General features: G+C 42.2%; 15 protein-coding genes, 1 tRNA gene and 1 pseudogene. 6 read left to right on the top strand and 11 right to left on the bottom strand.

The annotated features are described in order from the left end of the window. Window positions 1–49 precede the first annotated feature (49 nt). Window positions 50–1531 carry an MlaD family protein gene (locus tag VB620_RS11495; protein ID WP_323196284.1) on the bottom strand — a complete coding sequence of 494 codons (1482 nt, stop codon included), beginning with the start codon at window positions 1529–1531 and terminating at the stop codon, window positions 50–52. Between the two features lie 17 nt (window positions 1532–1548). Beyond that, window positions 1549–2331 (bottom strand): ABC transporter ATP-binding protein, encoded by a 783-nt coding sequence (locus VB620_RS11500; protein ID WP_323196285.1) that lies wholly within the window; start codon window positions 2329–2331, stop codon window positions 1549–1551. Window positions 2332–2358: 27 nt separating this feature from the next. On the opposite strand from VB620_RS11500, the gene VB620_RS11505 reads away from it, so the two are divergent. The 3 genes from VB620_RS11505 (at window position 2359) to VB620_RS11515 (ending at window position 5308) form a co-directional block, all read left to right on the top strand. Then, window positions 2359–3882: a phytoene desaturase family protein gene (locus VB620_RS11505; RefSeq protein WP_323196286.1), complete on the top strand. Its 1524-nt coding sequence runs from the start codon at window positions 2359–2361 to the stop codon at window positions 3880–3882. Window positions 3883–4121: 239 nt separating this feature from the next. Then, entirely contained in the window at window positions 4122–5186 is a 1065-nt protein-coding gene (locus tag VB620_RS11510) for a GUN4 domain-containing protein (RefSeq protein WP_323196287.1), read from the top strand. Then, window positions 5141–5308: a hypothetical protein gene (locus VB620_RS11515; RefSeq protein WP_407674202.1), complete on the top strand. Its 168-nt coding sequence runs from the start codon at window positions 5141–5143 to the stop codon at window positions 5306–5308. Before VB620_RS11510 ends, VB620_RS11515 begins: the two co-directional genes overlap by 46 nt. Before the next feature lie 102 nt (window positions 5309–5410). On the opposite strand, the gene VB620_RS11520 is transcribed toward VB620_RS11515, so the two are convergent. After that, window positions 5411–6220, bottom strand: a complete 810-nt coding sequence (locus tag VB620_RS11520; protein ID WP_323196288.1) for a transposase — start codon at window positions 6218–6220, stop codon at window positions 5411–5413. Between the two features lie 57 nt (window positions 6221–6277). After that, complete coding sequence (locus VB620_RS11525) at window positions 6278–6916, bottom strand: DUF3611 family protein (protein ID WP_323196289.1); 639 nt, start codon at window positions 6914–6916, stop codon at window positions 6278–6280. A 259-nt stretch (window positions 6917–7175) separates the two neighbouring features. On the opposite strand from VB620_RS11525, the gene VB620_RS11530 reads away from it, so the two are divergent. Then, window positions 7176–7649, top strand: a complete 474-nt coding sequence (locus VB620_RS11530) for a TspO/MBR family protein (RefSeq protein ID WP_323196290.1) — start codon at window positions 7176–7178, stop codon at window positions 7647–7649. Here VB620_RS11530 and VB620_RS11535 read toward each other — a convergent pair. From VB620_RS11535 to VB620_RS11545, 3 genes are all read right to left on the bottom strand, one after another. Then, a complete protein-coding gene (locus VB620_RS11535) occupies window positions 7630–8292 on the bottom strand; it encodes a PAP/fibrillin family protein (RefSeq protein WP_323196291.1) in 663 nt (220 codons plus the stop codon). The genes VB620_RS11530 and VB620_RS11535 overlap by 20 nt on opposite strands. Next, the gene (locus VB620_RS11540) at window positions 8289–9005 is read right to left on the bottom strand and encodes a M15 family metallopeptidase (protein ID WP_323196292.1); all 717 of its coding nucleotides are present in this window, start codon (window positions 9003–9005) and stop codon (window positions 8289–8291) included. Before VB620_RS11540 ends, VB620_RS11535 begins: the two co-directional genes overlap by 4 nt. A 106-nt stretch (window positions 9006–9111) precedes the next feature. Continuing rightward, window positions 9112–9267: a hypothetical protein gene (locus VB620_RS11545; protein ID WP_323196293.1), complete on the bottom strand. Its 156-nt coding sequence runs from the start codon at window positions 9265–9267 to the stop codon at window positions 9112–9114. A gap of 47 nt (window positions 9268–9314) precedes the next feature. On the opposite strand from VB620_RS11545, the gene VB620_RS11550 reads away from it, so the two are divergent. Continuing rightward, entirely contained in the window at window positions 9315–10676 is a 1362-nt protein-coding gene (locus VB620_RS11550) for an NAD(P)/FAD-dependent oxidoreductase (protein WP_323196294.1), read from the top strand. 147 nt (window positions 10677–10823) lie between these two features. Here VB620_RS11550 and VB620_RS11555 read toward each other — a convergent pair. From VB620_RS11555 to VB620_RS11570, 4 genes are all read right to left on the bottom strand, one after another. Then, window positions 10824–10895 (bottom strand) — tRNA-Asn (locus tag VB620_RS11555). Window positions 10896–11038: 143 nt separating this feature from the next. Next, window positions 11039–11590, bottom strand: coding sequence for an NYN domain-containing protein (locus tag VB620_RS11560; protein ID WP_323196295.1), 552 nt, complete (start codon window positions 11588–11590; stop codon window positions 11039–11041). Window positions 11591–11808: 218 nt separating this feature from the next. Beyond that, window positions 11809–12486 carry an energy-coupling factor ABC transporter ATP-binding protein gene (locus VB620_RS11565; protein ID WP_323196303.1) on the bottom strand — a complete coding sequence of 226 codons (678 nt, stop codon included), beginning with the start codon at window positions 12484–12486 and terminating at the stop codon, window positions 11809–11811. 10 nt (window positions 12487–12496) lie between these two features. Next, complete coding sequence (locus tag VB620_RS11570; protein WP_323196296.1) at window positions 12497–12769, bottom strand: hypothetical protein; 273 nt, start codon at window positions 12767–12769, stop codon at window positions 12497–12499. Between the two features lie 375 nt (window positions 12770–13144). On the opposite strand from VB620_RS11570, the pseudogene VB620_RS11575 reads away from it, so the two are divergent. Continuing rightward, a pseudogene (locus VB620_RS11575) lies at window positions 13145–13298 on the top strand (photosystem II D2 protein (photosystem q(a) protein)); the annotation flags it as partial.

Below are 13298 nucleotides of genomic sequence, written 5' to 3' on the forward strand. Positions count from 1 at the left end.
GGGTTAGGTCGAAGAACTTTTTCCCTCGTCTCTCTCACGCGCCTCATCCTTATTCATCTAAATTCCTTTCTTCTCCATACTTCCGCAATTTCTGTAACAGTTTTTCTTGGGGTGCTTCGGGAATTACTGGATTAACCACTGCTGGGGTTTTCGGTTCAACCATCTGAACAGCAGCAGGTATTGGCTTAATATTTAGCGCCTGTGGGCTGGGTTGGGGAATGGGAATTTCCAGGTCGGGTATGCTAACAGGAGGCTGGTCTTTGGTTTTTTTGTTAACAGGAGACTGTTTAAGCACTGGTTTGTTAACTGCTGTTTTCAGAGATTCTAAATTAGCAGCTACCTTAACTTGTTCCTCCATCTGTTCTGTAGAAGATACCAAACCACTTAAACCATTGACCAATTGCAGCAAATTTTGGCGGAAAGCAGGATCACCTGTCAATTGATCTAAATCAGAGGTGATTTTTTGGGTATTCTCAAAAGTCACCCTAGCTGAATCTAAGGTTTGCTGCATTAGCACTATATTCTGAGGGTCAGTTAAGGTTTTAGATGCGTCGCGTAAATTGGCTGAAGCTTGGGCTGCATTTGCAGAAAGATTTTCTAAATTGTTGAGTAATTCGCCTTGAGTTAGTTTATTAACCGCAGGTGATAGGCTACTGACTGTGACTCGGAGTTGGTTGCTAGTTTCGGTGATATTGTTCAAAGCGCCAACTAAAGAACTCCGGTTAGTTGTCACCAATTCATCTAAATTGCTTAATAACCGATTAGCTTGATTGGCGGTGGAACTAAATTCGCTAGCTGTTTCACCTAATTGATCTACTGTTTTAGTAGCGGATACAGTCAGTTTATTTGTGGCGCGTTGCACTGAATTAGCCGTATCAGAAAATGTACCTATTTGTTGTTCAAAGCTTTTACTCAAACCTCGGAAATCCTGACTGAGGGATGCAACACTAGTGGCTGCTGCTGTTGAACTTTCTAGAAGTCTATTCAGTTTTTGATAGAATTGTGGATCATTGTATGTAGTGGCTAAATTCGTGGAGGTGCGAATCAGTTCATCAATGCTGATGCCAATTTCACCTGTTAACCGCGAACCATTACAGACTATGAGAGTTTCGTCACAGTCATCATCTAAGGGTTGAGCGATCGCCCCTACAGGTATAGAGCTTTTGGGTGTAATATCAATAATACTTTCACTAATTAATCCACTCTGATTCGCTTCAATTACCACATCACTGGCAATCATCAAGTTAGCTGGAGCAATTTCAACTTCCACCTCTACAGCATTTGATCCTGCTTGCACTTTAGAAATATTGCCTACTTTCACACCCCGATAGCGGACTATTGCGCCTCTTTGCATCCCACCAGCATTCGCAAATTCTACAATAAATTTGTACGAATTACTACCAGCAGTAAATCTATTTAACCAGAGAACAATCATCACAAATGCTCCCAAACCCAAGACTATGAGCAATCCCACTGAGCCTTCTCTTAATGTGCGCTTAGAAGCAAAGCTGTTTGTTATGATATCTCGCATATTATTTCTCCATCCACCTAACCAGCGACCTGAATTGGTCCATCCACACTGCCACTTATAAATTGTCGAATCAAGGGATTTTCTGTGCTATCTATCTCACTCACTTTACCTTGCCATTGCACTTTACCTTGATAAAGAAAGAGTATTCTATCAGCAGTCCGGTGAATAGTACTATCTTGGTGCGTCACGATCGCATAAGTACTACAGACTCCTTGTGTTAATTGTAACTGACGAATTAAATCTTCGATAACTGTAGAGGCAATAGGGTCAAGTCCGGCGGTGGGTTCATCATATAGTAAAACTTCTGGACCCTCTGTGGGATTATCAGGATTAGAAATAATCGCCCTAGCAAAACTTACCCGTTTTCGCATTCCCCCGGATAATTCCGATGGATAAAGATGACCGATTCCCGATAAACCCACCATTTCTAATTTTTGTTTCACCAGTTCTTGAATGCGCGATCGCGGTATCTTGGAATGTTGATACAGTAAAAAACCCACATTTTCATCTACCGTCAACGAATCAAATAACGCCGCCTGTTGAAACACCATCCCAATCCCAATGGGATCAGCACTGTCCTCAATTAACCCATCTCGCCGTACCCCTTCCACATAAATTTCTCCACTATCAGGAGCCATTAATCCGGCAATAATCCGTAGAACCGTTGATTTACCAGTTCCTGAAGGGCCAATAATCCCGACTGCTTCCCCCCGATAAATTGTCAAATCCACATTATCTAAAATTTTATTGTTACCAAAAGATTTAGAAATGCCTTTCAGTTCAATTAATGGTTCATTCATTGGTCATTATTAATTACTCATTAAAATATGAACTTAGCACTCAACACTCAACATTCTCAAAGTGATGCGATCGTCATTGGTAGCGGTATTGGTGGATTATGCGCTGCTGGTTTACTGGCTCGTTACGGTAAACGGGTTATTGTGTGCGAAAGCCATAGCATCCCAGGCGGTGCAGCCCACAGCTTCAAACGAAGAGGATTTGAATTTGATTCTGGCCCCTCTTTCTATTGTGGTCTCACAGATTCTCAGAGTTTGAATCCTCTCACCCAAGTTCTTCAAGTCCTGGGGGAATCTCTCCAAGTTATACCCTATGATCCATTTGGACACTACCACTTTCCTGAAGCCATTTTTGCAGTTTATCGCAATGCTGAGAAGTACCTGAATGAACTGGATAAAATTACGCCCCAAGGTGCTAAAGAATTCCAACAATTTGCCCAACGCTTGTTAAAGCTATATGAAGGAATGAAAGGTATACCTACTCTAGCTTTGAGAGCAGATTGGCAGGTGATTTTGGTATTAATCCAACGTTATTTTTCATCTTTAACGAAAATGTTACCTAACTTACCCCTGGTGCAGTCTTCTGTGGGTAATGTCATGGATGCTACAGTCAAAGACCCTTGGGTAAGGCGGCTAATTGACCTAGAATGCTTTTTATTGTCGGGTTTAAAGGCACACGGCACAATTGCCCCAGAGGTAGCTTTTATGTTAGGTGAGCGCTCCCGTGCTGGGGTTGAGTATCCTGTGGGCGGGAGTGGTGCAATTATCGCTGCTTTAGTGAGGGGTTTAGAACGTTGGGGTGGTCAGTTACGTCTAGGCTGTCATGTTGAGCAAATCTTGGTGGAATCTGGTCAAGCTGTGGGTGTAAAGTTGCAAAACGGTGAAATCATCTCAGCCCCCATAGTCATCTCTAATGCGACGCTTTGGGATACCTACAATCATTTATTACGTCCTGAAGATTTACCCGCATCTTACCGGAAAGTTGCATTAGAGACACCAGCCATTGAAAGCTTTATGCATTTACACTTAGGCATCCGGGCGACTGGTTTAGAAAATCTGACGGGACATCATGTAGTAGTTCATGATTCAAGTCAAGATATCACCGTACCGGGTAATACTTGCATGATTTCCATTCCCAGTGTGTGGGATGCAACTTTAGCACCAGAAGGACATCATGTGGTTCATGCTTACACTCTGGAACCTTACGCCGGCTGGGAACGAAATCATGGGTATGAAGCCAAGAAACAGCAGAAAGCGCAAAGTTTATATCGGGCTTTAGAGCGAGTTATCCCTGATATTCGTGAGCGTGTGGTGTTAGAACTCATTGGGACACCTCTAACTCATGCTGGTTATCTCAGACGATATCAGGGAACCTATGGCCCAGCTATAGTTGCGGGTCAGGGGATGTTTCCCGATACGCACACACCGATAAAAGGTTTGTATCGTGTGGGTGATAGCACTATGCCAGGAATTGGTGTCCCTGCGGTAGCTGCTTCGGGTATTTTGTGTGCTAATTCTTTGGTATCACCACGGCAAACAGCAGAGTTGTTATAAACCCGCTTATCTTATACCAATTATTTATGAGGCTGCATATTATTTCTACCTCTCCAGTTCCCTCCCTGCTTGCGGGGAGGGTTAGGGTGGGGTTCTTTGTCTGCATCTTTATATTGAATTGGTATTAACTACTCAAGCTTTTCTCATCTCACGGATGATCACCATCAGTTCTCAGGGAAATCAGGCAAAAACGCTATAATTTACCCTAAGCATGATTTATCCTACTTCTAAGCGCAAAAATGGCAGAGGTATCTTTAAAGCTTTTCTTTTCTTACTCTCACAAAGATGAATCTCTACGGGATGAATTAGCTAAACACCTGACTATATTGGAACGGCAGGGTGTAATATCGGGCTGGTATGACCGTAAGATACTACCCGGACAGGAGTGGGACTACCAGATTAACGACAATTTAAAGACAGCCGACATCATTCTGTTGCTTGTCAGTTCAGACTTTCTTTTTTCTAACTATTGCTGGGATGTAGAAGTAAAAAAAGCAATAGAACGCCATGATGCGAGAGAGGCTTGTGTAATTCCAGTGATTTTGCGGAGTGTTGATTGGACTGGCGCACCATTTGCTAAACTTGGAGCTTTGCCTAAGAATGCTGAACCTGTGGTATCAAGACATTGGCACTCTCAAGATGAAGCTTTCACGGATGTAGCCAAAGGTATTCGTACTGCTGTTGAACAACTTAAGAGGGAACGAGAAGAAATCCAACTGGAAGCCGATGAAGCCTATAGGTTACAGAGAGAAAAAGAAGAAGAGGATAGGTTAAAACGGCAACAGGAAGCCGATAGGCGGCGACGAGAACAGGAACAAGCTAAACAAAAAGAAGTCGATAGGCGGCGACGAGAACAGGAAACTGATGATCTGAGTTCTGATAAAGGTGTAGACTATAGGCGGTTGCGAGATTTACTCAAAGCTGGAAAGTGGAAACAAGCAGACCAAGAAACTCTGAAAGTGATGCTGAAAGCTGCTAATAGAGAAGGAGAAGGCTGGCTTAATTCGGATTCAATTGAACAATTTCCTTGCACTGACTTACGCACTATTGACCAATTGTGGGTAAAATATAGCAATGGGTGTTTTGGGTTTAGTGTCCAAAAGCGAATTTATGAAAGTGTTGGGGAAGACTACGAAAAGTTTGGCGATCGCATCGGTTGGCGACGGCGAAAAAAATGGCTTTACTATTCCGAACTGACCTTCTCCCAGAATGCCCCTGGGGGGCATCTCCCAGCTGAGGGATTAAGTTTGGCGATCGCATCGGTTGGCGACGGCGAAAAAAATGGCTTTACTATTCCGAACTGACCTTCTCCCAGAATGCCCCTGGGGGGCATCTCCCAGCTGAGGGATTTAGGGGTGAGGTGAGAGTTGGGGAAGTTTGGGGTGAGGTGAAGTTAGGGGGATGTTTTAGGGTGTGTTTGGGGTGACTCTCTTCTCTCGCGTCGAGACTTGTAAACTGTAACATATAAGGCTTACACCAAATTGTAAAGATTCCTAAACGAGTCATTTTCCACGAAGTATTGCGGGTTCTACGTTTCCGATACCTGGCACTGTCGCTTTTCCCACTTCTCATGTTTTGCTTGTAGTATATCGCTAGCAACTTGCGGGTTATAACAATTAGCCAAGATAAACTGAGATGCTACTTTTTCTACTTCTTCGTTAGTCACTTCCCATTCATCCCAAGGTAGTCTCATTTGTCCCGGAGAGTGTTTCTTCCCCTTTGCTTTTCCCTTCAACCCTGCTAATAATTTACTTCCCCAGTGGTGGCGCTGTTCTGGCTTAGGTTTAGGGCGATATTTTTTGCAAAATCCTCTATACTTAGCCGCACACTCATCTAGAGTTTTACCCAACTTCAAAAACGCTGGATGCCATTCAGTGATACCATCATCACCTAATCTATCGTGAATACCATAATTGCTGAAATCGTAGAAAAAACCTGGCTGCATTCCGGCGACTTTAGGGTTAGCGTGAATATATCGCAGGGTGTTTAAAGCTCTTTTGCTGTCTGTATTCTCAAAGCCGCTACTATGATATCGCTTTTCCCAAAAGTGTCCCGTGCGGTTGAGCATTCTATTAAAGCACATAGCAGTGTACCAATTTAACCAGTGCATAATTTTGGGTAAATCTTCTGGCTGTGCCGGTTCTAACAAATAATGAATATGATTGCTCATGATGCACAAAGCATAAAGCTTAAAGTGATATTTATTCTGAGCTTTTTTGATAGCGTAAAGAAATACTTCCCGACATTCTAAGCGTGTCAGGCGAAACTCCCGATTATTGCAACGAGTCGTGATGTGATAGCAGAAGCCCGGTTGGTGGTTTCGTGGTTTGCGAGACATGATTAACTATTTTAGAGACATTCCATAGAACATCTCTACATTCTTTTTCGGAGATGTCTAATGCTGATGCACTTTTTCTAGTAACCAAAGAGAAGCAACAGTACCGACAAAATGAGCCGCAATAGCATTGATGTTCGCTACCACTATAAATACATCCAAAGCCCGAATGATTTTATTAGGATCAGTAATTGCTAATCCTGGGGGTTGGGATACAGCTTTTGCGACTAGCACACTGACGCTGATTTCTGCGCCTAAAATACTAATCAGTATTCCCACTAAACTCGCCATAATTCCCAGACGAATGGCTCTAGTTGTATCCGTTTTACTAGGATGCAGAGTAGGATTAAGATTGTCTAAGCGTCTACCTATGCGGGTATAACGAAAATCCCAAAATACGCTGAAAAGTAATAATAAAATCCCAGCTACAGCCCAAAATACACCAACTCCTAATCCGGGATTTGACTGATTTGTAAAGTTACCCCCAGGAGAAGCAAATAATAACAATAAGCCAGAAACCAGTGCTAATGCTAATTGTACCCATAACATTACCCACCCTGTGAGGCGAATTTGATTGGCAATTTTATGTTTAGATGATCTAGTCTGCGATCTGGCTAGGGATGATCGCGCTTCTGTTTCTGGTTGCATATTATTTCCTAATCGCCCACCTAAAATCATATTTGCATTACTTGCACTCATACACCCAACTAGGGAGATAATTAGCCCTAAGTCTTGAGGAAGAGATCAAACTATAGGAATCCGGTTTGATTTATGAAAAAATTAAGTATTGTAGGGTGTGTTAGGATGAAATCCGTAACGCACCAAAGCCTTAATAATGAATGGTGCGTTACGCTACCGCTAACACACCCTACGTGTCTGTGTCAGTCCACTACGTGTCTGTTCCCAGCTATAACTGTGATAATTAAGAGTAGGCAGCACAACCCAAAGGATATGGTGCATGATCAGATCGTGGATAGTAATTGGGGGTGTGGCTTTGTTGATTGCGTTAGCAGCTAACTTGATTACACCTAGTGATATTCAATGGTTTAAGCGCTTACAAAGACCAAGATGGTTAACTTTTGAGGGCGCGATTCCTCTGATTTGGACTGTAATATTTATTTGCGGTGCTTGGTCAGCTTATATTATTTGGGAAAGTAATCCCGGAACTAGAAGCACTTGGTTACTGATGGGTTTATATTTACTCTTAGAAATTGTGACTATCGCGTATACACCTGTGATGTTTCGGCTGCGTAGTTTGCGGGTGGGGACAATTTTGGGTGGTACAGGTTTTGTAATTTGCCTAATATTAACACTGGCAATTTTACCGATTTCTCGTATCGCAGTCTTATTATTAATTCCCTATTTACTTTGGAGTCCCATCGGTACTTATACGACTTGGGAAATGATTAACCTCAATCCTCAAGATGGGTAAACTCTTGGGGTAAATCATCAGCTTTAGTCAAAATGAATAAACTCCCATCTCCTCCCCGTCCAATTCTGAAATTTTCATCTAAATAAGTAATATCAAGAGTGGGTACTCTACCTTGGGGACCCTTAGCAGGAATTACTTTAAAGGGGTTAAGTTGGGGAGTTTCAAAGCCAAATATCTTCTGAATGGATAGATAGCGTTTGTCAAAGTTCACATTGATGCGTTGATTTGGTAACGGCGATAAATTATCTGTAGCTGGTGCAAAACTAGCTGTTACTTTCACATATCCCGCAACTATTCCCAGGGGATGTTTGACAAAAGCTAAGTTAAAAAATAATGTCTTGCTAACGTCAATTACTTGATAAACTTCACCCAACTGTAATCCTAATGGTAGGGAATCTAAAGAACGGATTTCTCTAGCTGTGGAGTAGAGTAATTTCCATGGACCATTCAGTAAAGAAATTGCGTTGACAAGGGGTTGGGGATGAGGATTACAGCTTTCTAATTCGGTGGTTAATTCGGCAATTTCTGCGTTTGAGGTTTTATCTAGCTGCAAATCTGTGAGAGGAGATTTGAGATGGCGTTTGCTTTGCATCTCCTCTAGGGAAGCTTGTAATTTTTGCTGTAGTAAAAGTCGATTATTCAAGGTTCAGATATTTTCCGACCATAACGTGCAGTTAAAGGCTCTGCCGGATTAATTTGATTATACAACCAAGCCCACATTTGATCACCAAAGGAAAAATGCCACCATTCTCTAGGGTTGCGTTGGAATCCTGCTTTTAACATGACATCATGCAATAATTGCCGATGGGCGTGATATTGTGGTGCTTCTGGGTGGTCACTATGGATGTAGTAATGGGGATGCGATCGCTCGGATAATTCATCAATAGGCGAACCCATATCTACTATTTCCCCAGCATCATTTACTAAAGTTACATCTACAGCCGCACCTGTACTGTGAGGAGGGGGAGTTTTTTCATCAAAACTCGGTACAGCCCAAATTTCATAAACGGATTCCCAAATCTCTTGGCGTTGGGTTGATGATAACTCAGTCTCAGTTAATCCCTGCTGTTGTAAAGCCTGAGCAAAACTGTAATCTACCATAAACTGTTGTACAGCCACAGGACGATAAGCATCAAAGATTTGGATATACCAACCAGGACGCAGTGATTGTAAATAATTTTGGGCTTGAATTAAATTATCAATCACAGTTTCCCGCAAACAATAAGGTGAATGTTCCCGATAGTTCGCACCGAGTTTTTCGTAAGGATGGGGAGATTCCACTGCAAATAATTCTACAGGAATCGGTACTAGGGATTCACCACATTCGACGATGGGGATTTGGTGGTAAGGTCTCATTAGTTTAAAGGAAATTACGAGTGTGCGCCTTGCAGAAATCAAATAGGAGTCCGATATTCCTCTAAATCTAGAAAATTGTTACCCCAGATTCCGGCAAGGTTTTATCTTAACTGTCAGGAAGGCGTTGACACAAACAGATGATCATTCCGGCGTTTCTAGCTTTTTCTCTGTTCCTTGTCCGCAGATATTCGTAACTTTGATAACTTTGATATTTTCGCAATTGTTCAAAATAAACAGCAAAAATATGATAAGTTTGATACACATTTATTAAGAATAGTTACAATCGCGGTAACAGAAGGAAATATTTTTATGGTAGATTCCCACGATAATAATTCACCCCATGAGGTTGTGATCGTTGGTGGTGGCTTTGGTGGACTGTATGCGGCTAAGGCACTGGCTAAGGCTAATGTAAATGTTACTCTGATTGATAAACGTAACTTTCACTTATTCCAACCGCTTTTATACCAAGTTGCTACAGGTACGCTATCACCGGCTCATATCTCTTCGCCATTGCGTTCTTTACTCAACAAAAGCAAAAATACTCAGGTTTTGCTGGGAGAAGTAAATGATATTGATCCAGAAGCCCAACAGGTGATTATGGATGATCAGTTAGTACCTTACGATACGCTGATTGTGGCGACTGGTGCTAAACATTCCTATTTTGGTAAGGATAATTGGGAAGAGTTCGCCCCTGGGTTGAAAACGGTGGAAGATGCTATACAAATGCGTCGCCGGATATTTATGGCCTTTGAAGCGGCGGAAAAAGAAACTAACCCGGAAAAACGTCGGGCTTTGTTAACTTTTGTGATTGTGGGTGGTGGTCCAACAGGTGTAGAATTGGCGGGTGCGATCGCAGAATTGGCATACCAAACTCTGAAAAAAGATTTTCGCAACATCGACACATCCGAAGCGGAAATTTTACTTTTGGAAGGAATGGATCGGATATTACCACCTTTTGCCCCTGAGTTATCACAAACAGCAGCAGCATCTCTGGCAAATTTGGGTGTAACTGTACAGACTAAAACTTTAGTCACAAATATTGAAAACGACATCGTGACTATGAAAGTCGGCGACGAAGTGAAACACATCGCTGCTAAGACTGTCTTGTGGGCCGCAGGGGTGAAAGCTTCCGCAATGGGGAAAGTGCTAGCAGAACGTACAGGGGCTGAGTGCGATCGCGCCGGGCGGATAATTGTAGAATCTGACTTGAGTATTCAGGGTCATAAAAACATTTTTGTAGTGGGAGATTTAGCTAATTTCTCTCATCAAAATGGCAAACCCTTACCTGGTGTTGCACCAGTAGCCAAACAAGAAGGAGAATATGTCGCTAAACTGATCCGAAAACAGCTTCAAGGTCAGACTTTACCCCAGTTTAATTATACAGACCAGGGTAGCTTGGCAATGATTGGGCAGAATGCCGCCGTTGTAGATTTAGGCTTCATGAAACTGAAAGGTTTCTTTGCTTGGCTATTTTGGTTAGTAATTCATATCTACTTCCTCATGGAGTTTGAAAATAAATTATTAGTGATGATTCAGTGGGTCTCGAACTACATCACTCGTAATCGTGGGGCGAGATTGATTACTAATCAACAAGGATCTCCAGAAGCAAAACCTGTTCCCAGTCAGAGTCATTACCCGACTCCAGAAAACAGATTAAAAGTGAATGTTTAGTAACTTTACTTTGTAGCTCTTAAATTCCATAGGCGATCGCGTAAATACTCATTCGAGATGCGATCGCCTAAAACAATATGAAATGAAAAAGTCTGAAGTTGGATATTTTACCTTCCATACTCCAGACTCTACCTTTATTTTATCAAACTCCCCAGGCCGGATTCGAACCAGCGACCAATCGATTAACAGTCGATCGCTCTACCACTGAGCTACTGAGGAACGCTCACAGTTATACATATTAAGACTAAATCTAGGATTTGGCAAGTCTTTTCTTAAACTTTTTTTTGCCGATGTTGAATACCCATAACATTACAGCCGAAATGCAATCTAGCGGCTGGTTTCGGGCTTTTTGATTTGAGGCTCTACTGTAATCCCATCCGTAATTCAGCCAGTCGTTGTCGCGCTTTAGCATCAATAGAGTTAGCCAAGAACCGACTTTTAGATTGTTTGCGCTTTTGATACTTATGTCGCATCCGACAAACTGTAGTTTCTACTTCACCACACAACTGCTGTGCCGATAACCATTCCGCACCATATCCCTGTACTGTCAACTGCTGGGCGCGGTCAGATGTAGCCACAATCACGCGATGAATCAGAGATTGTGCTTTTTGATAGCGCAGAGATGCACAGGATTTCTCAATATAGGTGTCTGCTGTTTGCCCAAAATCGGTGTAATGAACGGATAAGAGTTCCGTAATAACTTCTTGATTACTAGGGGCTTTATGATATTGGGCATCAAAAACTATTTGAGTATCATAACCTTGAAATGAGCTGTAACCAGTCATAGCTTCTACCAGTTCCCCGCGTGCGGCTTCTAATCCTGCATGATCACGGGTTTTTTTCAGACAAGGCCAAGCACCAATGATGTTGTAGCCGTCTACTAACAAAACGGCTGGAAGTAACGAACGAGGCATGGTTTTTAATCACAATTATCTAGAGTTAACAAAATTCATTCATAGGTTTTATAGTAATTGAAGTATTGTGTGTAACTCTATGTTACAAATCAGTAAAAAATCGGATCAAAATCGAGAATATGAGCCGCAAAAGCTTTCCCAAAAAGAAACGCGCCTAATTTAGACGCGCTGGAATTGTTAGTAATTATTCAGAAAAATACATGGGATAAAATGGATGTTTAAGAAGCTTGATCATCCATTGTCATCAAACGTTGTTTAAGACGTTGAGGATCACCTTTATCGATCAAACAGCCTTTTTCTAGTAAAAAAGCGCCATCACAGTAATTCAACTCATCTAGGCGATGAGTCACCCACAAAGCTGTAATTCCCCGACTTTTAACTAGATTACGGACACTAGCCACTAAATCCAATTGGCTATCTGGATCGAGTAAAGCTGTGGGTTCATCTAACAATAAGATTTCACAATGCCGAGCGATCGCACCGGCGATCGCCACTCGTTGTTTTTGTCCCCCACTCAAAGCATAGATCGGGCGTAATTGTAAAGCAGATAACTTTACCGAACCTAGCGCCTCCTCTACCCTTGTTCTCACCGTAGCCGGCGGCAACTTTTCTTCCACCAGTCCGAAAGCCACATCAGCACCAACAGTTGGCATTACCAGTTGATGATCAGGATTTTGAAAGACAAAACCAACAGGTTCTAAAACCTTAATTTCACCGGAATCAGGAGCTAATAGCCCAGCCAATAGTCGGAGTAATGTAGATTTGCCACTGCCATTTGTACCCAAAAGCATCCAAAATTCACCGATGGGGACTTCTAGAGAACAAGATTGGATTGCCTTTGTCCCATTAGGCCAACTAAAATCTAAATCCTTGATCTCAATGCCAACTTCTGACATCATTCACACCTTATTCAGCAGTTACCGCAAAAAAGCCTGGTGGTCTACCTCCACCGGTACTTGCACCATCTTTCTCAACAACCTGGACTCCAGAAATTTCGCTAGAACGGACAGCAATTTTCTTTTCCGTCTTACCCTCACACTTAAGTTCCACGATGTCAGGGCTTCCAGAGCGCATTGCGGACAAAATTAGTTGATAGATCGCTTCAGCATCCTCTGCTGACTTACGTTGTACTGATACGGGGAAGGCAGTATTTTTGATACTTAAGTCAATGGTAAACATTTAGGATTAGTCAAACAGAACTGTAGGACTCAATTTTAACGTTAGGAGATTGGAAAGTGGGAATTATGAAGAGGCAGGGAGGTGTGGGAGGTGTGGGGAGTGTGGGAGGTGTGGGGTGTGTGGGGTGTGTGGGGAGTACAGAATTTTAGATTGCAGTCTAATCCAAAATCCAAAATCCAAAATCTAAAATTGATTGACTAATGACTAAATCAAGAATTTAGTGGAAAAATTAACACTTTGCCATTATAATTATGAGAGTCGGTAAAAATTTGTAAACTAGATTGACAATCTGGTAAACTGTCTGCATACAGATAAATGTAAAAAGTTTATCTATAAAACAGACCTGTACTTATAAACATTTGGAGATTCGTTCTCATGACCATCGCAGTTGGACGCGCCCCTAGTACAAGAGGGTGGTTTGACGTATTAGACGACTGGTTAAAACGCGATCGCTTCGTATTCGTAGGCTGGTCAGGGATATTATTATTCCCCTGCGCTTACCTAGCACTAGGCGGTTGGTTAACCGGTA

Source organism: Nodularia harveyana UHCC-0300 (genome assembly GCF_034931085.1).
GTDB lineage: Bacteria > Cyanobacteriota > Cyanobacteriia > Cyanobacteriales > Nostocaceae > Nodularia > Nodularia harveyana.